Raw genomic sequence first — 20,232 nt, 5'->3', positions numbered from 1 at the left:
GCCGGGCCGGCGCGGTGTTTGATGGTTTTTGTTGTTATTTTCTTCACTTATGTTCGCAATCATAGAGTTCTCCCCACGACAAAGCAACTGCTTGCTTGATTGTTGTGTTTGCGCTAATCTGCCTGCTCCAATCGACCACGGGGCGCGCATGTTCAACAGTCACGAGCACCAGGAGCTGCAGCGCACGCTGAAGCGCTTCATCGACCGGGAGATCAATCCGCATGTCGAGGAGTGGGAGGCGGCCGAGGCCTTTCCGGCCCACGACTTGTTCAAGAAGCTGGGCGACCTGGGCCTGCTGGGTTTGACCAAGCCGGTCGAATACGGCGGCCTCGGGCTGGACTATTCCTTCTCGATGGCGATGGCCGAGACGCTGGGCCATGTCGATTGCGGCGGCATTCCGATGGCGATCGGCGTGCACACCGATATGTGCACGCCGGCGCTGGCCCGCTTCGGCTCGGACGCGCTGCGCCGGCAGTTTTTGGCGCCGGCCATCAGCGGCGACATGGTCGGCTGCGTCGGCGTGTCGGAGGCGGCGGCCGGCTCGGACGTGGCGGCCATCAAGACGGCGGCGCGCAAGGACGGCGGCGACTACCTCATCGACGGCAGCAAGATGTGGATCACCAACAGCCTGCAGGCCGACTGGATGTGCGTGCTGGCCAACACCTCGGACGGCGCGCCGCACAAGAACAAGACGCTGATCATCGTGCCGATGGATACTCCCGGCGTCTCGCTGGGTAAGAAGATCCGCAAGATCGGCATGCACTCGTCGGACACGGGGCTGATCCATTTCGACGGGGTGCGGGTGCCGCGGCGGTATGCCATCGGCGAGGAGGGCATGGGCTTCACCTACCAGATGCTGCAGTTCCAGGAGGAGCGCCTGTGGGCCGCCGCCAACGCCATTCAGAGCCTGCTCAACTGCATCGAGACGACGGCGCAGTGGGCGCGCGAGCGCAGCATGTTCGGCGGCCGTTTGCTCGACAATCAGCATGTGCAGTTCAAGCTGGCCGAGCTGAAGACGGAAGTGGAGAGCCTGCGCGCGCTGACCTACCGCGCCGGCCAGTTGTACATCGGCGGCGCCGACGTGACCGAGTTGGCCTCGATGGCCAAGCTGAAGGCCGGTCGCCTGCTGCGCCAGGTGCCGGACGCCTGCCTGCAGTTTTGGGGCGGCATGGGCTACAGCCTGGACAACCGCGTCTCGCGCCTGTTCCGCGACGGCCGGCTGGCCTCCATCGCCGGCGGCGCCGACGAGGTCATGTTGGGCATCATCGCCAAGCAGATGGGACTGGTGGCGCGCAAGCGCTAGTGCAAATAGCTGTGACATCGATGGCGCCGCACGGCGCCGCTAGACATTCGAACCGGGAGCAGACATGAACCAATTCGACACCCACGAGATCAACAACACGGTCGCGCCGTTTGAAAACATCAACCTGTACGCCTGCGATGCGGCGCTGCAGGAGGCCTTGCTGCGCGAGGGCGGCGGCCACGCCGAAGCGTCGCTGCGGGCGCTGGGCGAACTGCTGGGCCGCGCCGAGACGCTGGCGCTGGCGCGCCTGGCCAACCAGAACAAGCCGACGCTGCACAATTTCGACCGCGAGGGCCGCCGCATCGACGAGGTCGAGTACCACCCGGCCTGGCACAGCCTGATGACGCTACTAATAGAACACGGCACGCACGCCTCGCCGTGGGACGCCGTCGAGGGCGGCGAGCAGGTGGCGCGGGCGGCGCGCTACATCCTGTTCGGCCAGGTGGAGAACGGCTCGCAGTGTCCGGTGACGATGACCTACGCTTCGGTGCCGGCGCTGCGTCAGGCGCCGCGCATCGCGGCGCGCTGGCTGCCGAAGATCTTGTCGCGCCAGTACGATCCGCGCTCGCTGCCGATCGAGCAGAAGCGCGGCGCCCTGCTGGGCATGGGCATGACGGAGAAGCAGGGCGGTTCCGACGTGCGCAGCAACACCACGCGCGCCACGCCGGTGCCGGGCGCCGAGGGGCGCAGGCTGTTCGGCGACGACGGCGACGCCGAGGATTTGTTCCGCATCGTCGGCCACAAATGGTTCTTCTCGGCGCCGCAGTGCGACGCCCATCTGGTGCTGGCGCAGACCGACGACGCCGGCAGCGCCGGCCTCAGTTGCTTCTTCCTGCCGCGCTATCTGCCCGACGGCGGCCGCAACCAGATCCGCGTGCAGCGGCTGAAGGACAAGCTGGGCAACCGCTCCAGCGCCTCGTCGGAGGTGGAGTTCACCGGCGCCTACGGCTGGCTGGTGGGCAAGCAAGGGCGCGGCATCCCGACCATTTTGGAGATGGGCAGCCACACCCGGCTCGATTGCGTGGTCGGCAGCGCCGGCATCATGCGCGCCGCGCTGACCCATGCGCTGCACCACGCGCGGCGTCGCGTCGCCTTCGGCAAGCCGCTGGCGCAGCAGCCGCTGATGCAAAACGTGCTGGCCGATATGGCGCTCGAATCCGAGGCGGCGACCGTCTTCGCGCTGCGGCTGGCGCGTTGCTTCGATCAATCCGCCGATCCGGCGCAGGCGCTGCTGGCGCGCATTCTGACACCGGCCGGCAAATACTGGATCTGCAAGCGCGGCCCGACCTTCGGCGCCGAGGCGATGGAAGTCGTCGGCGGCAGCGGCTATGTCGAAGACGGCCCGCTGGCGCGGCTGTACCGCGAGTTCCCCGTCAACTCCATTTGGGAGGGCTCGGGCAACGTCATGTGCCTGGATCTGCTGCGCGCCTTCGGCAAGACGCCGGCCGCGCGCGAGGCGCTGGCGGCCGAATTGGCGCTGGCCGGCGACGGCAACGTCGCCTACGCCGGCTACACGGCGACCCTGCTGGCCGACTTGAGGCTGCCGCAGTCGGACGAATACGGCGCGCGCCGGCTGGCCGAGCGCATCGTGCTGGCGGTGCAGGCCGGCCTGTTGCTGCGCCATGCGCCGGCCTGTGTGGCGCAGGCCTTCGTCGACTCGCGGCTGAGCGCCGGCGTCGGCGGCGCCTTCGGCTGCCTGCCGGCCGGCGTCGACTGCGCCGCCATCCTGGCGCGGGCGTTGGTGGAGGACGCATGAACGCCGCCGGCGTTGTCCTCATCGACAATAATCGCCGCGCCGATCTGCTGCGGGTGGCGGCGCGGCTGTTCCGCGAGCGCGGTTTCGACGGCACCACCATCCGCGACATCGCCGACGCCGTCGGCATGCGCTCGGGCAGTCCCTTCTATCACTTCAAGAGCAAGCAGGAGATCCTGGCGGCGGTGATGGAGGAGGGCCTGGTGGCCGGCCTGCCGACGGCCGAGGCCATCGTCGCCGGCGTCCTGGCGCCGCGCGACAAGTTCCGCGCCCTGGTGCGCGCCCATCTGGAGACGGTGCTGGCCGAGGGCCACGACTTCATTCCGGTGCTCTTATATGACTGGCGCTGCCTGACGCCGGAACTGCAGCGGCGCGTGCTGGTGCTGCGCGACCGCTACGACCAGCTGTGGCAGGACCTGGTGACGGAGCTGCACGGCGCCGGCGAGCTGGCCAGCGACGGCAAGGTGGCGCGGTTGCTGCTGATGGGCGCGATCAATTACAGCGTGCTGTGGTATCGCGAAGGGCAGGGCGCGGATCTGGACCAGATCGCGCAGGAGGCGGTGGCGATGTTCCTGCGCCGCGCCGCCTAGACGCGCGTTGTGGGGGTGTCGGGGATGGTGGCGGACGGGCCGGCGCGGAGCGGATTTTATTTTGCAAAACGGCTCCACAGCGCGGCGATGGCTGGGATAATGCGGCTTACCACCGAAAACAACAACGAAGGCGCCGCCCGTATCACGGTGCGCGGCCGCTTTCCTGACAGAAAAAGAGCACACCCCACCATGAAACAAGATCCGCGCTTCCCCAATCTCTTCATCACCGACCACCCGCTGATCCAGCACAAACTGAGCCACATGCGCGAGCGCGACACCTCGACCCGCACCTTCCGCGAGCTGCTCAAAGAAATCACCCTGCTGATGGGTTACGAGATCACCCGCGACCTGCCGCTGACCACCCGCCAGATCGAAACCCCGCTGATGACCATCGATGCGCCCGTCATCGCAGGCAAGAAACTGGCCATCGTGCCCATCCTGCGCGCCGGCATCGGCATGAGCGACGGCCTGCTGAACCTGGTGCCGTCGGCCCGCGTCGGCCACATCGGCGTGTTCCGCGATCCGGACACCCACCAACCGGTGGAATACCTGGTGCGCCTGCCCGACCTGAACGAGCGCACCTTCATCCTGTGCGACCCGATGGTGGCGACCGGCAATTCGGCCGTCCACGCCGTCGACGTGCTCAAATCGCGCGGCGTGACCGACGAACAGATCATCTTCCTGGCCCTGGTGGCCGCGCCGGAAGGCATCGCCGTGTTCCAGGCGGCCCACCCCGGCGTGAAGATCTACTGCGCCTCGCTGGACTCGCACCTGAACGAGCACGCCTACATCGTGCCGGGCCTGGGCGACGCCGGCGACCGCATCTTCGGCACCAAGTAAGCCCGACCGGGCCATGGCCGCGCCGCTCGACGCCCCGTTCCACGCCCAGTTGCAGGCGCTGGCCGACAAGTACGCGGCCGGCCTGCCGTTGATGCTCGACAAGATCGCCGCCGCGTTGGCCGCCTGCCGGGCCGACGGCGCCACGCCGTCGGCCGAGCACCTGCATGTATTGCACGAGCTGTTGCACGGCATGGCCGGCACGGCCGGCACCTTCGGCTTCGCGCTGCTGGGGCAGCAGTGCCGCCTGGTCGAGCAGCAGCTGCGCCAGGTGGCGCGGGCGGCGCCGGCTTGGCCGGCCGCCGCCGCCGATCTGGATAAAGTGTTGCGCTGGGCCGCAACAAATCCGCGTGCAAGCACCTATGACTAAATCTTTGCGTTATGATTCTGCCTAGGTTTGATATGTGTCAAACACAGTCAGGATTTCTTCTCTATAGTGAAATCCATGCCGCGTGAAACGGGGTGGGAAGTGCGGGTTTGTAGGGTGAAGGCAGGGTGAAAATCTCCTCTGTACATTTATTTTCACAAAGACGTGCTTTTCCTGTTTTATTCGGTATAATGCGGGATCGTTTAGATTCAAGAGTAGTGCAGTTAGGCTGTCATTTCTTTCTTGCTTCAAACGATATCACGGGCGCAAGCCCAACTTAACTGAAATAGGAATTGTAATGGCAACTGGTATCGTAAAATGGTTCAATGATTCGAAGGGCTTCGGCTTTATCACCCCTGACGAAGGCGGCGAAGATCTGTTCGCTCACTTCTCGGCGATTCAGTCCGCAGGCTTCAAGTCGCTGCAAGAGAACCAACGTGTTTCTTTTGAAGTGACCGCTGGTCCTAAAGGCAAGCAAGCTTCGAACATTCAGCCAATCTAATACGCTGAGTCAAACGAAATAAAGAAATCCTCGGAATCCGAGGATTTTTTTTCGTCTGTCGTTTTGTTGTCAGCGCCGACTGGCTGGCACTTACCCCACCCCCGAGGCAGAAACTGGGGTCGGACCCGGCGGGTCCGACCCCGGCCTTTCGCCGTCGGGGAGGGCATGGTTCCGCTGCCCCCTTACTTCCAAGCCTTGCGCCAGTAGTCCGGCTGGGCGTAGGTGTGGCGCAGGAAGTCGACGAAGGCGCGGATGCGCAGCGGCAGATGGCGGCGCTGGGCGAACACCGCGTACAGGTCGTTGCCCGGCGCCGAGTACTGCTCCAGCACCGTCATCAGCTTGCCCGCCTCGATCTCCGCGCCCACCTCCCACATCGAGCGCCAGGCCAGGCCCTTGCCGGCCAGCGCCCAATCGTGCAGCACCTCGCCGTCGTTGCAACCCATGTTGCCGCCCACCTTCACCGTGATATTCTTGCCGTTCTCGCGGAAGGTCCAGCCCCGCTGGCTGCCCTCGCTGCTGATCGCCAGGCAGTTGTGCTTGGCCAGGTCGGCCAGCGTCTGCGGTTCGCCGTGGCGCTTCAGGTAGGCCGGCGAGCCGACCAGCACGCGCTCGTTGTCGGCCAGCTTGACGCTGACCAGGTTCGAGTCCGACAGGCTGGCGATGCGGATCGCCACGTCGACGCCTTCGCCGATCAGGTCGACCACGCGGTCGTTCAGGTTCAGCGTGACGGCGACGTCGCGGTGCTCGGCGACGAAGGAGGGCAGCAGCGGCGCGACGTGCTGGCGGCCGAAGCCGGCCGGCGCCGAGATCAGCAGGTGGCCGCTGGCCTTGGCGCTGCGCTCGGCGACGGCGCTTTCGGCGTCCTCCAGCTCGGCCAGGATGCGCTGGCAGTCTTCCAGGAAGGCCGAGCCCTCGTTGGTCAGCGCCAGCTTGCGCGTGGTCCGTTGCAATAATTTGACACCCAGCCGCGCCTCCAGCGCGTCCAGGCGGCGGCCTATCATGGCCGGCGCGATGCCCTCGGCGCGGGCGGCGGCCGACAGGCTGCCGCGGGCGATGACTTCGACAAAGGTGGAGATTTGACGGAACTGACCCATGGGACTCATTTGTGATAAAAACGCATAGATGAAGTGATTTTTAGTTCGGTTTGCATAACTAAATAGTGAATATACTTCAAATCACATCACGGCGTAAGCGAGCCCGCACACTAAAGATTCAGGACGCAACACGATTAGCTGTGCTTATAATTTAGGTCGCTAGTTCATTTTTTCTAATACGGAGAGACATCCATGACGCAGTCCACCATCAACTTGCCGGCAGGCATGCAAATCTCGGGCGAGATCAAGCCCGGTTACGAACAGGTCTTGACGCCGGAAGCGCTCGCCCTGGTGGCCAAGCTGAGCCGCGCCTTCGAGCCGCGCCGCCAGGAGCTGCTGGCCGTGCGCGTCGAGCGCGCCAAGCGCCTGGATGCCGGCGAGCGTCCCGACTTCCTGGCGGAAACCGCGCACATCCGCGCCGGCGACTGGAAGATCGCGCCGATTCCCAAGGCGCTGGAATGCCGCCGCGTGGAAATCACCGGTCCGGTCGAGCGCAAGATGGTCATTAACGCCTTCAATTCGGGCGCCGACAGCTACATGACCGACTTCGAGGATTCGAACACGCCGAACTGGGACAACCAGATCACCGGCCAGATCAACATGATGGATGCCGTGCGCAAAACCATCTCGCTGGAGCAGAACGGCAAGTCCTACAAGCTCAACGACAAGATCGCCACCCTGGTGGTGCGTCCGCGCGGCTGGCATCTGGACGAGAAGCACGTGCTGGTCGACGGCAAGCGCGTCTCCGGCGGCATCTTCGATTTCGCCCTGTTCATGCTGCACAACGCCAAGGAGCAACTGGCGCGCGGCGCCGGCCCTTACTTCTACCTGCCGAAGATGGAATCGCACATCGAGGCGCGGCTGTGGAACGACATCTTCGTGATGACGCAAAACGAGCTGGGCCTGCCACAGGGCACGATCAAGGCCACCGTGCTGATCGAAACCATCCTGGCCGCCTTCGAGATGGACGAGATCCTGTATGAACTGCGCGAGCACAGCTCGGGCCTGAACGCCGGCCGCTGGGATTACATCTTCTCCTGCATCAAGAAATTCAAGCTGGACAAGGATTTCTGCCTGGCCGACCGCGCCAAGGTGACGATGACCGCGCCGTTCATGCGCTCCTACGCCTTGCTGCTGCTGCAAACCTGCCACAAGCGCAACGCGCCGGCGATCGGCGGCATGGCCGCGCTGATCCCGATCAAGAACGATGCGGAGAAGAACGACATCGCCATGGGCGGCGTGCGCACCGACAAGGCGCGCGACGCCACCGACGGCTACGACGGCGGCTGGGTGGCCCACCCTGGCCTGGTCGAGCTGGCCATGACCGAGTTCAAGAAGGTGCTGGGCGACAAGCCGAACCAGATCGACAAGCAGCGCCCCGACATCGAGGTGGCCGCCGCCGACCTGCTCAATTTCCAGCCGGAAGCGCCGATCACCGAGGCCGGCCTGCGCTACAACATCAACGTCGGCATCCACTACCTGGGTAGTTGGTTGGCGGGCAACGGCTGCGTGCCGATCCACAATTTGATGGAAGACGCCGCCACCGCCGAGATCAGCCGTTCGCAGGTGTGGCAGTGGATCCGTTCCGACAAGGGCGTGCTGGAAGACGGCCGCAAGGTCAGCGCCGACATGGTGCGCCAGATGATTCCGGAAGAGCTGGCCAAGGTGCAGCGCGACGCGCCGGGCGGCGACGGTCCGACCTATGTGCGCGCCGGTCAGATCTTCGAAGAGATGTCGACCTCGGAGTCGTTCGCCGAGTTCCTGACCCTGCCCCTGTACGAGGAAATTTAAACCGGGGAGGCGGCGCCGCCGCTTCCTTGGCGTGGCCCGTAAGCCAACCGCGCCGGAGCCGACTGATGTCGGCCCGGCGCGGTTTTTTTGCGTCGTTTGGGCGTGGCCGGGGCGGGCAAACCCCGGCGGCGGCGTGCTTGGGTTCAACCCAGCGGCGAATGCCGGGGTCAGACCCGCAGGGTCCGACCCCGGTTACTGCCTCTGGGTCCGGTTGGCGCTTAGAAGTTGTTTTTCCACAAGCGCAGCGCGGTGAACACCGCCAGCGGCGTGTCGCCCTGTTCGAGCTTGCCGGCGGCCACCAGTTGGCGGGCGATCTCCGCTTCGCGGTAACGCAGGAAGGGATTGGTGGCCTTCTCGACGCCGATGGTGCTGGGCACGGTCGGCAGATTGTGCTCGCGCTTGTCCGTCTCCACCGCCACCCGCTCGCGGGTGGCCTGGTTGTCCGGCTCGACCATGCGGGCGAAGCGCAGATTGGGCAGGGTGTACTCGTGGGCGCAAAACACCTTGGTGCTGTCGGGCAGGGCGGCGAGCTTGCCGAGCGAACTGATCATTTGTGCCGGCGTGCCCTCGAACAGGCGGCCGCAACCGCCGGTGAACAAGGTGTCGCCGCAGAACAACCACGGCTCCGCGCTGTCGGCCGCGTAGACGTAGGCGATGTGGCCGTTGGTGTGGCCCGGCACGTCGAGCACGCCCAGTTTGAGCGGCAGGCCGGGCACGTCGATGCGGCTGCCTTCGCCCACCGGCCGGGTGACGCTGGCGATGGTCTCGTTGCGCGGGCCGAAAACAGGAACCGGATAATGCTGTAATAATTCGCCAACGCCGCCGATGTGGTCAGCGTGGTGGTGGGTGAGTAGAATGGCGGTAAGCTTGAGGCCATGCTCCCTGAGCGCGGCCAGCACTGGCTTGGCGTCACCCGGATCGACCACGGCGGCGTGCACGCCGTCATGGATCAGCCACAGATAGTTGTCATTGAAAGCGGGTATGGTGAGGACACTCAGAGTGTGGATAGCGAAGATGGTCATTGGGTCACTAGGGTCTGGACATGGATAGCGCGGCATCCGATCGATCCATTATAGCGCTGGATGGCTGGCTGCAAACGCCGGCCGGCCTGTATGTGCGCGCTTGGGAGCAAGCCTGTCTCGATAATTTAACAGCCGACATCTTCGGCTTCAACGCCGTGCAGATCGGCATGCCGCAAATCGATGCGCTGGCCGCCAGCCGCATGCCCAACCGCTGGCTGGCCGACACGCGGCCGCGGCCGCGCCGCACGCCGGCCCAGCAACCATCCCAGCAACCATCCCAGCAACAATCCCAGCCGCAGCCCGGCCCGCCGCGCCAGGTCGCCGTCACGCTCGACTACGCCGAGCTGCCGTTCGCCTCGCAGAGCCTGGACCTGGTGGTGTTGCCCCATGTGTTGGAATTCGCCGCCGAGCCGCACCAGGTCTTGCGCGAGGTCGAGCGGGTGCTGATCCCCGAGGGCCGGCTGATCATCTGCGGCTTCAATCCGGCCAGCCTGTGGGGCGTGCGCCAGGCGCTGGGGCGCATCGGCGCCTCCGACTATCTGCCGCGCGCGGGCGAGTTCATCTCTATGCCGCGGCTGAAAGACTGGTTAAAATTATTGAACATGGGCGCCAGCCAGAGCCATTTCGGTTGCTACGCGCCTGCTTGTCGCACAGAAAAGTGGCTGCACCGCTACGCCTTCATGGATAATGCGGGCGCGCGCTGGTGGCCCTATCTGGGCGGCGTCTACATTGTGCAGGCGATCAAGCGTGTCAAGGGCATGCATTTGATCGGTCCGGCATGGAGCAAACAAACGGCGACGACCCCGGCGGTCGTGCCGGTAACCAACAAGAGGCGGGAACAGCAGGATGGATAAAGTCGAAATTTTTACCGATGGCGCGTGCAAGGGTAATCCCGGCGTCGGCGGCTGGGGCGCCCTGATGGTGGCCGACGGGGCCGAGAAGGAAATTTTCGGCGGCGCGCTCAACACCACCAACAACCGCATGGAGCTGCAGGCGGTGATCGAGGCGCTCAGCGCCCTCAAGCGGCCCTGCACGGTGGTGCTGCACACCGACAGCCAGTATGTGCAAAAAGGCATCAGCGAGTGGATCCACGGCTGGAAGGCGCGCGGCTGGAAGACGGCGGCCAAGGAGCCGGTCAAGAACGTCGACCTGTGGCAGGCGCTGGACCTGGCCCAGGCGCTGCACCAGGTGGAATGGCGCTGGGTGCGCGGCCACAACGGCCATCCCGGCAACGAGCGGGCCGACGTGCTGGCCAACCGTGGCGTCGAATCGGTCAAGGGCCGCTGAGCGGACGAAGCGCCTCGCCCGCGCCGCGCTTTGTTATACTGCGCGGCTCGCCTTAGCCTGAACACGAAGACCTGCCACTATGCGCCAAATCGTACTCGATACCGAAACCACCGGCATCAACCCCAAGCTGGGCAACCGCATCCTTGAGATCGGTTGCGTCGAGCTGGAAAACCGTATGTTGACGGGGAATAATTTCCACGCCTACATCAATCCCGAGCGCGACTCGGAAGAGGGCGCGTTGAACGTCCACGGCCTGACCACCGAGTTCCTCAGCGACAAGCCGAAGTTCCACGAAATCGTCGAACAGTTGCGCACCTACATCGCCGGCGCCGAAGTCATCATCCACAACGCGCCCTTCGACCTGGGCTTTTTGAACCACGAGTTCAAGCGCCTGAACCTGCCCAGCTTCAGCGAGCACATCGGCGGCGTGATCGACACGCTGGTGCAGGCCAAGGAGCTGCATCCGGGCAAGCGCAACTCGCTGGACGCCTTGTGCGACCGCTACGGCGTGTCCAACTCGCACCGCAAGCTGCACGGCGCGCTGCTCGACGCCGAGTTGCTGGCCGACGTCTACCTGTCGATGACGCGCGGCCAGAACAGCCTGGGCATGGACGTCGAGGAGGAGGTCGACGACGGCGGCGCCCTGCTCGAACCGATCCCGCTGGCCGACATCATCTTCCAGCCGGCCGACCCGGGCGAGCTGGCGGCCCACGAGGACACGCTTAGCGGGCTGGACAAGGCCGTCAAGGGCAGTTGCATCTGGCGCGCGACGCTGGCCGCGCAGGGGTAACGGAGGTTTTTGCGAAATATTGCATCCGGGGTCTTCCATTGCGCTCCGCTTGTATGCGATAATTCGCCCCGCTTCGGGAGGTTAGCTCAGGGGTAGAGCACTGCATTCACACTGCAGGGGTCACAAGTTCGAAACTTGTACTTCCCACCAAGAATTCGTTGTAAATCAAAGGCTTGCCGCTCACGCGCGCAGGCCTTTTTTTTCGTGTACTAAAAAGTACTAAAAACATGATTGGAAACGTGGCGTCAGGTCCGCAAAACTTGGCTCAGGTGGGGATGGGAAAAGGGGGGGGGGTAAACACCATGCCCTTTTGAGGATATCGAACAGCATTTCAATTTCCCAACGCGCGCGGTACCAGTCGATCAATTCAATGACCTCGTCGCGGCTAGTGGCCTGCCGGTTAGTCAGCAATCGCCATTCGACCGGCTTGGCGCCCTTCGGCGCGTCAATCTCGCGCGCGACGATGCACGTGACGGCAACCCCGCCTTTGCCGGCGGGAAGCTCGATTCGCCGCGCCCATAGCTGCTGACGCACCGGCCTGGCTTTGACACCATGCCGGGAAGTCATCGTGAACGTAATCTCACCCAAGGCGGTGCCGGCCGTGGTGTGGTCCCACAGCTTGCCGCCATCGGGCAGGCAGCGGTTATGCGCAGCACGGATCAACCAATCGGCCGGCGCTCCCAGTTCATGCGCCCGCCGCATCAGCGGCATCAAATCGGCCTCCCGATCAGCGACATAGACCAGCCGGGTATGCGGGAAGTCGGCCGCCATCTCGGCGATGCGGTCATAGCCCTCCACCCAGCGCAGGCTTTCCTTGGGGCCGCCGCGCTTGCCAGAGTCGTCCTTCTTGGTGCGTGCCCACATCCAGGCATCGAGCACGCCCAGCGCTTCGCGCGCCGGCGTCACGGCATAGGTCGGGTGCAAATACATGCCGCGCTGGGCCTCATAGCTCAACGGCCCCAAGCCCTCAGTCTCCTGTCCGTTGAAATTCAATTCAGTCGTGTCTTGCAGACACAGCATCACTGGGTGCTGCTGCATCCGCCGCCGCGTTTGCTCCCAGTGCGGCGCCATGATCTCGCGCCAATCCACCGCTTCGTTGCCCAGGAAACGGTAGGCAGCCATCGTCTCGCCCCAGCCATGGCAGGCATGCGGGATGCTGGCCGCCGGATCGGCCGCAAATCGTTCCATCAACGTCCTCGCTCGCTTGTTGAGGCGCGCGTCGCCAAGATCCAACTGTGCAAATTCCTTGGCCGCCCAGTGTGCTGATGCTATCGTCAACGCGTCACCTAAAAGGCGAGAGCAAACGCGAAACGGCGCCAGTTTACAAGGGCTGCTGTAAGCCATTGAATGTAAAGGTTTTTTCTTTGGCTGTTTTGGTCAAGTCAGACTTGTGTATAAGGGCATGCGCTAAAGGTAGGCTGCAGCGTAAAACGATTAGGCGGCTACCGCCCGGTGTACACCCAGCTTCAGCCCCGCCGCATCGAGCACGGCCAGCAGCGTCTTCACGGTCGGATTGCCGTTCGGGGAGAGGGCGCGGTACAGGCTCTCGCGCGGGATGCCGGCGCGCTCAGCGACCGAGGCCATGCCTTGGGCCTCTGCCACATGGCGCAGCGCCGCCAGTAGCGCCTGCCGGCCGCCGTCCTGATCCGCTTCTTCCATCGCCGCAGCCAGGTATTCATCGGTAAAGGCGGGGTCTTCACGCAGCAGTTCAACTACCGCTTCGTCGTGTGGTCGGGATGATTTGTTCATGATGCGTTTCTCCTGTTCCAGTCTTTCCAGTATGTGACGGCGGTGTCAATGTCGGCTTGCTGCTTGCGCTTGTCACCACCCACGAGCAGCAGTATTAGCTTCTCGCCGGCGCGGGCATAGTAGACGCGGTAGCCGGGGCCGTGATCGATGCGCAGCTCCCACACGCCATCGGTCAGTGGCTTGCAGTCGCCAAAGTTCCCGGCGCCCATGCGTTGTAGCCTGACCAAAACCCGTGCGCGGGCCTGGCGGTCGGCGAGATTTGCCAGCCAATCCTTCAGCGGGTCGCGGCCGTCCTCGGTCAGGTAGTCGATGGTTTTGTACATGTGCCTTGTGGATTATACGTTACAACTTGGTAGATTCAAGTAAATCCCGATAAACCTGGCCGCGGGAGGCTATACGCGAGGGCAGGGCTCGGGTGATTTACAATCATCGGAATATCGGCAGTGTTACCGCAAATGTATAGGGAGCCTAAAATGATTGAGAGAGAATGTGCTGTTGAAATCCAACACTATGCGCTTCGAGCTATAGCAGACCTTACGAAGTTGCTAAATCAGAGCCATGGTCATTGCTCTCCTGAAAGCTATGAAGCGATTAAAGAAGGAGTAGGTCGTTCAATCGGTTCCAGCCTGTGGACTTACGTGCGCGATGACCGGCCCACCAGCGACACCGCGCCACCAGCGGTTTGGTTTGCCTACTCACCCGACCGCAAGGGCATCCATCCGCAGACGCACCTGGCCACGTTTGAAGGCGTACTGCAAGCGGACGCCTATGCCGGCTTCCACGCCTTGTGCAACGACGGCACGATCCGCGAAGCGGCCTGTTGGGCGCACGCGCGACGCAAATTCCACGACCTGCACGAGGCGCGACCGACACCGCTGACCACCTTTGGTGCGCGTGGCCTGGTGTTCGCCGCCACCTACGTGGCGATGCAACTTGGGCGCACCGTATTTTTTCTGTGGGCGGTGGGCGGCGACGTGCCCCACCTGCGCCGCAACTTCCCGCGCGTGCTGGTTTGGCTGACTGTCTCGGCGCTGCTGTGGATCGCCGGCGGGCTGGCCGACGGCGCGGCGCGCTTCATCTGCTGGACGCTGGCCCTGCTGATTGAATTCTCCGGCCCGTGGGCCTTGTTCTGGGTGCCGGGCCTGGGCCGCTCCTCGCTCGCCGACTGGGACGTCGACGGCAGCCACATGGCCGAGCGCTGCGGCCTGTTCATCATCATCGCGCTGGGCGAATCGCTGCTGGTGACGGGCGCCACCTTCGCCGAGCTGGTTTGGACGGCGGACGTCGGCGCCGCCTTCCTGTCGGCGCTGCTTGGCAGCATCGCCATGTGGTGGATCTACTTCGACAGCGGCGCCGAGCGGGCGCACCACCGCATCAAGCACTCGCGCGATCCCGGGCGCGAGGCGCGGATGGCCTACACCTATTGCCATGTGTTGATCGTGGCCGGCGTCATCGTCGGCGCGGTGGCCGACGAGATCACGCCGGCGCATACGGCGCATGCCGACGGCGCCGGCGTGGCCGCCATCCTCGGCGGCCCGGCCTTGTATCTGCTGGGCGTGGGCCCGTTCAAATGGGTCAGCAACGAGCGCCGTGGGCCGCCGTTTTCGCATCTGCTCGGTTTGGCGCTGCTGGCCGCGCTGGCGCCCCTCGGCTTCGGCCACACTTTCTCCGCGCTGGCGCTAAGTGCGGCGACCAGCGCCGTGCCGGTCTTCGTGGCGGCGTGGGAATGCGTGGTACTGCGCCGGCCGGGAGTGCCGGCGGCGTGAACCGCGCGCAGCCAAACGCTTAGCCAATCGACGAGCTACGTCGATGGCGTGAACCCCGCGCCGCCTCACTTCAGGCTGGTGCGCGCCGCCGCGACGATTTGCCGCGACAGCTGCTCCATGCGCGGCGACTGCACCTTCCACGTGTGCCAGTACAGGGCCACGTCGGCCGGCCGGGTCGGCGCCAGCATGGCCATGCCGTCGGCCTCGGCGCTGGCGTGCAGCAGCAGCTCCGGCACCATGCCGTAGCCCAGGCCGTAGCGGATGGCGTTGAAGTGCGAGGTGGCGCCCGGCACGTAGTGGCAGGGGTAGGCGCCCTCGGGCAGCCCCAGCCGGCTTTCGAGGAAGGACGATTGCAGCATGTCCTTGCGGGTGTAGGCCACCACCGGCGCCAGCCGGGCCGCCTTGCGCGTCAGCCCCTGCGGGAACCAGCGCGCGCGGAAGGCCTCGCTGGCCACCAGCCAGTAGCGCATCACGCCCAGCGGCTCGGCCGAGCAGCCGCGCATCGGTTTCGACTCAGAGCTGATGCAGCCGATCGCCATGCCCGTCTCCAGCAGCGCGTAGGTGTGGTCCTGGTCCTCGACGGTCAGGTCGAGCAGCACGCGCTCGCGGATCAGCACCTCGGACAGGGCGGGGAAGAACCAGGTGCCGACCGAGTCGGCGTTGAGCGCCAACACCAGCGTGAGCGGCGCGTCCTTTTGCACCGCCAGTTCCGCCGCCAGGTCGGCTTCCAGCAGCTTGGCGCGCTTCAGGTATTGCAGCAGGCGCTGGCCGACGCGGGTGGCGCGGGCCGGCCGGCTGCGCATGATCAGGGCGTTGCCGAGCATGCTTTCGAGCGCGCGCACGCGCTGCGAGATGGCCGGCGACGTCAGGTGCAGCTGCGCGGCGGCCTGTTCGAAGCTGCCGGTCTCGATGACGGCGCGGAAGGCTTCGGTGTGTTTCGGGTTCAGGTTCATCGCGCGGGCCTTAAATAAGAAAAATTTAGCACTCCCAAATAATACTTACTTTTGATAATGATGTGGCTGCTGCGGTGCACAATACGTCTTTGAAACAGACCGGAGCGGCAGTCGCTGCGCCCCGGTCGGCAACACGGAAGGACGAATATGACACAGCAGACCACGCGGCCGCGGCAATCGCGGCTGGCCCGCAACCTCAAGTTCGCGCTGGGCCTGGGGCTCGGCCTGGCCTTGGCGGCCACGCTGGCGCTGGCCTACTGGGCGCAGCAAACCTGGCGCGGCCTACCCGCCGTCGACAGCTTGGCGCGGTACCGCCCGGCGCTGCCGCTGCGGATTTTCTCCGCCGAGGGCACGCTGCTGGCCGAGTACGGCGAGGAGCGTCGCGAGTTCGTGCCGATCGCCCGCATCCCGCTGGTGATGCGGCAGGCGCTGCTGGCGATCGAGGACGCCCGTTTCTACCAGCACGGCGCGGTCGATTTCTTCGGCCTGCTGCGCGCCACCTTGGCCAACCTGGCCACCGGCCACCACGCCCAAGGCGCCAGCACGATCACGATGCAGGTGGCCCGCGATTTCTTCCTGAGCCGCGACAAGACGCTGCAGCGCAAGCTCACCGAAATCCTGCTGTCGTACAAGCTGGAGCAGCACTACGGCAAGGACAAGCTGCTTGAGCTGTACATGAACCAGATCTACCTGGGCGAACGCTCCTACGGCTTCTCGGCCGCCTCCAACGTCTATTTCGACAAGCCGCTGGAGCAGCTCAGCGTGGCCGAGGCGGCGATGCTGGCCGGCCTGCCCAAGGCGCCGTCGGCCTACAACCCGGTCGCCAATCCGCAGCGCGCGCAGCTGCGCCAGCAGTATATTTTGCAGCGCATGCTGGCACTCGGCCACATCACGCGGCCGGTCTACGAGCAGGCCGTGGCGGAGAAGCTGGTGCTCAGCGCCAGCCGCCATCCCTCGGTGCGCGAGGCCGCCTACGCCGTCGAGGAGGTGCGCCAGCTGGTGCTGCTCAGCTACCCGGAGACGGCCTACACCGCCGGCCTGGACGTGACGACGACGATCCGCATGGCGCCGCAGCTGGCGGCCGACAAATACCTGCGCGCCGGGCTGCTGGACGCGCAGGGCCGGCGCGGCTATCGCGGACCGGAGGCGGCGCTGGCGCTGCCGGCGGCCGGCGTGGCCGGCCAGGCGCGCAAGCTGCTCGCCGCCTATCCGGACAGCGGCGAATTGCGCGCCGCCGTGGTCAGCGCGGTCGGCCCCAGGCACTTCGAGGCGGTGCTGCGCGACGGCGCCGCGATCCGCGTCGAGCGGGTCGACCCGCGCATCGTCGCCGACTGGAGCAAGCTGCCGGCCGGCGGCAAGCGCGCCATCGCGCCCGGTGCCGTGGTGCGCGCCTACCGCGACGACAAGCAGCATTGGCTGCTCGGCCAGATGCCGGAGATGGAGGGCGCGCTGGTGTCGCTCGACGCGCAGAGCGGCGAGATCCTGGCCGTCGCCGGCGGCTTCGACTTTTCGCGCAACCACTACAACCACGCCACCCAGGCCTACCGCCAGCCCGGTTCGAGCTTCAAGCCCTTCGTCTACTCGGCCGCGCTGGAGAAGGGCTACTTCCCCGGCATCTACGTCGACGACACCCAGCGCCTGCTGCGGCCGAGCGAGACGGGCGCGCGCGCCTGGCGCCCGCGCAACTACGCCAACAATTACGAAGGTTTCATCACGGTGCGGCGCGGCCTGATGCGCTCGAAGAACATCGTCGCCGTCAGCCTGATGCAGGCCGCCGGCGCCGACTACGTGCAGCAGTTCGCCACCCGCTTCGGTTTCGAGGCCGAGCGCAACCCGGCCTCGCTGCCGCTGGCGCTGGGCGCCGGCGCCGTCACGCCGCTGCAACTGGCGCAGTCCTACGCGGTGTTCGCCAACGGCGGCTACCGTCCGGCGCCGAAGCTGGTCAAGGAGATCCGCAGCCGCGACGGCGCGGTGCTGTTCCGCGCCGCGCCGGCCGAGGAGGCCAAGCCGCGCGTCATCTCGGCACGCAACGCCTACGTCATGGACAGCATGCTGCGCGACGTCGTCAAGGGCGGCACCGGGCGCGGCGCCCTGGTGCTGGGGCGCGACGACGCGGCCGGCAAGACCGGCACCTCGAACGACGCCTACGACGCCTGGTTCGCCGGCTACTCGTCGGGCGTGGTGTCGGTGGTGTGGCTGGGTTACGACCAGCCGAGGTCGATGGGCGCCGGCACCGGCGGCTCGCTGGCGCTGCCGATCTGGAGCCGCTACATGCAGGTGGCCCTGGACGAGCGCGCCGAGCAGGAGCGCCTCGAACCGGCCGGCCTGGCCCGGGACGACGGCGATTTGGTCTACGCCGAGTATTTGGAGGGCGACTGCCTGGACGACGGCAACGCCTTCATCCGCAGCGGTTTGAAATGCGGTCCGGCCCAGACCGCGAAAACGCCGCAAGCCCTGGATGGCGAGGCGCAGGAGCGCGCCCGCATATTGAAACTATTTTCACCTGAAGAGTAAAACGATGTTGCTACACACCATATATCTGATCGCCATCATCGCCGAGGCCATGTCGGGCGCCATCATGGGCATGCGCCGAGGCATGGACCTGTTCGGCATCTGCATGATCGGCACCGTCACCGCGCTGGGCGGCGGCACCATACGCGACGTGCTGCTGGGCCACTACCCGCTGGGCTGGATCGCCCACCCGGAATACCTGCTGTTCACCGTCGGCGCGGCCGTCGTGACGGCCTTGGTGGCGCGTTACCTGCACCACCTGCGCACCGTGTTCCTGCTGGTGGACGGCCTGGGCCTGGTGGCGTTCTGCGTCATCGGCTGCAACATCGCGCGGGCCGAGGGCATGCATCCGGCCATCGTCGTGCTGGCCGGCCTGATCACCGGCGTGTTCGGCGGCCTGCTGCGCGACGTGCTGTGCAACCAGATTCCGCTGGTGTTGCAGCGCGAGCTGTACGCCACCGTCGCGCTGTTCACCGGCGCGCTGTACGTCGGCCTGCTGTGGTTGCGGGTCGACCAGTCGTTGGCGGTGCTGGTGTCGATTGGCGCCGGGTTGGCGTTCCGCCTGCTGGCGATGCGCTTCCACTGGCAGTTGCCGAACTTCGACACCGAGCGCGTGCGCGGCTTCGAATAAGCCGAGAGCAGGGGGCGTGAACTGTGCCAAAATGACCGGCTGATGCGCCGCTCCGTTCACTTACGCAAACTCCCCCAGTCTTGATAAGGAAGCCATGTCATTCAAATCGAACGCAATTTCTCTTGCCGTGGCCATGGCCCTGGCCGGCGCGGCCGGCGCGCAAGCCGAAGACATCATCAAAATCGGCCACGTGGCGGCGACCTCCGGCCCCATCGCCCACCTCGGCAAGGACAATGAAAACGGCGCGCGCATGGCGGTGGACGAGTTGAATGCGAAGGGGGTGCGGATCGGCGGCAAGCGCTATCGCGTGGTGCTGCAGGCCGAGGACGACGCCGCCGATCCGAAGCAGGGCGCCGCCGTCGCGCAAAAGCTGGTCGATGCCGGGGTGCAGGGCGTGATCGGCCACGAGAATTCCGGCACCACGATACCGGCGTCGCGGATTTATCACGCGGCCGGCATTCCGCAGATTTCACCGTCGGCGAGCAATCCCAAGTACACGCGCCAGGGCTACAACACGGCCTTCCGCAATGTCGCCAACGACGAGCAGCTGGGCGCGGCGCTGGCCAGGTACGCGGTGCAGGCCGGCAAGGCGAAGCGCATCGCCGTGGTCGACGACCGCACGGCCTATGGCCAGGGCGTCGCCGATGAATTCGCCAAAGGCATCAAGCGGGCGGGGTCGGGCGCCAGCATCGTCGCGCAGCAGTACACCAGCGACAAGGCGAGCGACTTCAGCGCCATACTCACCGCCATCAAGGCCAGCAAGCCGGACCTGATTTTCTTCGGCGGGATGGACGCTGTCGCCGGCCCGATGCTGCGCCAGATGAAGCAGTTGGGCATCGCGGCCCAGTTCATGGGCGGCGATGGCCTGTGCTCCGATTCGCTGGCCCGCCTGGCCGGCGACGCCATGCGCGACGGTCAGGTGATTTGCGCCGAGGCCGGCGGCGTCGAGCCGGCGCAGCAAAAGGGCATGGATGATTTCAGGCTGGCCTACCGGCGCAAATTCGGCATCGACGTGGAGACCTACGCGCCGTACGCCTACGACGCGCTGCTGACCATGGTGCAGGCGATGCAGGAGGCCGGCTCGCCGGAGCCGACCAGCTATTTGCCGGTGCTGGCGAAAATCCGCCACCAGGGCGTGACGGGCAATATCGCCTTCGACGCCAGGGGCGATGTGCGGGACGGCGTGCTGACCATCTACACCTTCCGTGCCGGCAGGCGTCAGCAAGTCACCGTGGTGAAATGAGCGATTCGGTTCGACTCACGGCGATCGCCCGCCGTTGCTGGCG

The 20,232-nt window shown here is 65.5% G+C and carries 18 protein-coding genes, 1 tRNA gene and 2 pseudogenes; 15 read left to right on the top strand and 6 right to left on the bottom strand.

Translation table 11 applies throughout. From position 1 onward, the window contains the following. Positions 1-148 precede the first annotated feature (148 nt). The 6 genes from H7U20_RS13395 (at position 149) to H7U20_RS13370 (ending at position 5,352) form a co-directional block, all read left to right on the top strand. Positions 149-1,303: an acyl-CoA dehydrogenase family protein gene (locus tag H7U20_RS13395; protein ID WP_199759647.1), complete on the top strand. Its 1,155-nt coding sequence runs from the start codon at positions 149-151 to the stop codon at positions 1,301-1,303. A 64-nt stretch (positions 1,304-1,367) separates the two neighbouring features. Further along, positions 1,368-3,059, top strand: coding sequence for an isovaleryl-CoA dehydrogenase (locus H7U20_RS13390; protein ID WP_199759646.1), 1,692 nt, complete (start codon positions 1,368-1,370; stop codon positions 3,057-3,059). Then, on the top strand, positions 3,056-3,646 hold the full coding sequence (locus tag H7U20_RS13385; RefSeq protein WP_199759645.1) for a TetR/AcrR family transcriptional regulator: 591 nt from the start codon (positions 3,056-3,058) through the stop codon (positions 3,644-3,646). The genes H7U20_RS13390 and H7U20_RS13385 overlap by 4 nt, the downstream gene beginning before the upstream one ends. Positions 3,647-3,835: 189 nt before the next feature. Continuing rightward, positions 3,836-4,486, top strand: a complete 651-nt coding sequence (gene upp / locus H7U20_RS13380) for a uracil phosphoribosyltransferase (protein WP_199759644.1) — start codon at positions 3,836-3,838, stop codon at positions 4,484-4,486. 13 nt (positions 4,487-4,499) lie between these two features. Beyond that, a complete protein-coding gene (locus H7U20_RS13375) occupies positions 4,500-4,853 on the top strand; it encodes an Hpt domain-containing protein (RefSeq protein ID WP_199759643.1) in 354 nt (117 codons plus the stop codon). Positions 4,854-5,148: 295 nt separating this feature from the next. After that, entirely contained in the window at positions 5,149-5,352 is a 204-nt protein-coding gene (locus tag H7U20_RS13370; protein WP_020703630.1) for a cold-shock protein, read from the top strand. A 182-nt stretch (positions 5,353-5,534) separates the two neighbouring features. Here H7U20_RS13370 and H7U20_RS13365 read toward each other — a convergent pair whose 3' ends face one another. Further along, positions 5,535-6,446 carry a LysR family transcriptional regulator gene (locus H7U20_RS13365; RefSeq protein ID WP_199759642.1) on the bottom strand — a complete coding sequence of 304 codons (912 nt, stop codon included), beginning with the start codon at positions 6,444-6,446 and terminating at the stop codon, positions 5,535-5,537. Positions 6,447-6,638: 192 nt separating this feature from the next. Between H7U20_RS13365 and aceB the strand changes: the two genes are divergently transcribed. Next, positions 6,639-8,237 (top strand): malate synthase A, encoded by a 1,599-nt coding sequence (gene aceB / locus H7U20_RS13360; RefSeq protein ID WP_199759641.1) that lies wholly within the window; start codon positions 6,639-6,641, stop codon positions 8,235-8,237. Between the two features lie 218 nt (positions 8,238-8,455). Here the strand turns inward: aceB and gloB are convergent, their stop codons facing one another. Next, a complete protein-coding gene (gene gloB / locus H7U20_RS13355) occupies positions 8,456-9,259 on the bottom strand; it encodes a hydroxyacylglutathione hydrolase (RefSeq protein WP_199759640.1) in 804 nt (267 codons plus the stop codon). Positions 9,260-9,279: 20 nt separating this feature from the next. Between gloB and H7U20_RS13350 the strand changes: the two genes are divergently transcribed. The 4 genes from H7U20_RS13350 to H7U20_RS13335 all read left to right on the top strand — a co-directional run bounded on the left by H7U20_RS13350 (position 9,280) and on the right by H7U20_RS13335 (position 11,486). Then, the gene (locus H7U20_RS13350) at positions 9,280-10,113 is read left to right on the top strand and encodes a class I SAM-dependent methyltransferase (protein ID WP_199759639.1); all 834 of its coding nucleotides are present in this window, start codon (positions 9,280-9,282) and stop codon (positions 10,111-10,113) included. Then, positions 10,106-10,546: a ribonuclease HI gene (rnhA, locus tag H7U20_RS13345; protein WP_199759638.1), complete on the top strand. Its 441-nt coding sequence runs from the start codon at positions 10,106-10,108 to the stop codon at positions 10,544-10,546. Before H7U20_RS13350 ends, rnhA begins: the two co-directional genes overlap by 8 nt. A gap of 79 nt (positions 10,547-10,625) precedes the next feature. Then, on the top strand, positions 10,626-11,336 hold the full coding sequence (dnaQ, locus tag H7U20_RS13340) for a DNA polymerase III subunit epsilon (RefSeq protein WP_199759637.1): 711 nt from the start codon (positions 10,626-10,628) through the stop codon (positions 11,334-11,336). Between the two features lie 75 nt (positions 11,337-11,411). Beyond that, positions 11,412-11,486 (top strand) — tRNA-Val (locus H7U20_RS13335). A 159-nt stretch (positions 11,487-11,645) separates the two neighbouring features. Here the strand turns inward: H7U20_RS13335 and H7U20_RS13330 are convergent. The 3 genes and pseudogenes from H7U20_RS13330 to H7U20_RS13320 all read right to left on the bottom strand — a co-directional run. After that, positions 11,646-12,680, bottom strand: a pseudogene (locus H7U20_RS13330) (IS4 family transposase); the annotation flags it as partial. 90 nt (positions 12,681-12,770) lie between these two features. Continuing rightward, positions 12,771-13,085, bottom strand: coding sequence for an addiction module antidote protein (locus tag H7U20_RS13325; protein WP_199759636.1), 315 nt, complete (start codon positions 13,083-13,085; stop codon positions 12,771-12,773). Next, positions 13,082-13,408, bottom strand: a complete 327-nt coding sequence (locus H7U20_RS13320; RefSeq protein ID WP_199759635.1) for a type II toxin-antitoxin system RelE/ParE family toxin — start codon at positions 13,406-13,408, stop codon at positions 13,082-13,084. The genes H7U20_RS13325 and H7U20_RS13320 overlap by 4 nt, the downstream gene beginning before the upstream one ends. A 240-nt stretch (positions 13,409-13,648) precedes the next feature. Here H7U20_RS13320 and H7U20_RS13310 point away from each other — a divergent pair. Next, positions 13,649-14,851, top strand: a pseudogene (locus H7U20_RS13310) (low temperature requirement protein A); the annotation flags it as partial. Positions 14,852-14,916: 65 nt separating this feature from the next. Here H7U20_RS13310 and H7U20_RS13305 read toward each other — a convergent pair. Further along, a complete protein-coding gene (locus tag H7U20_RS13305; protein ID WP_199759634.1) occupies positions 14,917-15,804 on the bottom strand; it encodes an HTH-type transcriptional regulator ArgP in 888 nt (295 codons plus the stop codon). Between the two features lie 147 nt (positions 15,805-15,951). Between H7U20_RS13305 and H7U20_RS13300 the strand changes: the two genes are divergently transcribed. From H7U20_RS13300 to H7U20_RS13290, 3 genes are all read left to right on the top strand, one after another. After that, positions 15,952-18,318: a penicillin-binding protein 1A gene (locus H7U20_RS13300; RefSeq protein WP_199759633.1), complete on the top strand. Its 2,367-nt coding sequence runs from the start codon at positions 15,952-15,954 to the stop codon at positions 18,316-18,318. A gap of 4 nt (positions 18,319-18,322) precedes the next feature. Next, positions 18,323-18,946: a trimeric intracellular cation channel family protein gene (locus H7U20_RS13295; RefSeq protein ID WP_199759632.1), complete on the top strand. Its 624-nt coding sequence runs from the start codon at positions 18,323-18,325 to the stop codon at positions 18,944-18,946. A gap of 94 nt (positions 18,947-19,040) precedes the next feature. Then, positions 19,041-20,189 (top strand): branched-chain amino acid ABC transporter substrate-binding protein, encoded by a 1,149-nt coding sequence (locus H7U20_RS13290; protein ID WP_199759631.1) that lies wholly within the window; start codon positions 19,041-19,043, stop codon positions 20,187-20,189. Positions 20,190-20,232: the final 43 nt, after the last annotated feature.

The sequence above is a fragment of the Rugamonas violacea genome, assembly GCF_016461825.1.
In the GTDB taxonomy this organism is placed as follows: Bacteria; Pseudomonadota; Gammaproteobacteria; order Burkholderiales; family Burkholderiaceae_D; genus Rugamonas.
The sequence above is the reverse complement of the archived record's forward strand: the minus strand, read 5'-3'. Positions and strand labels throughout refer to the sequence as shown.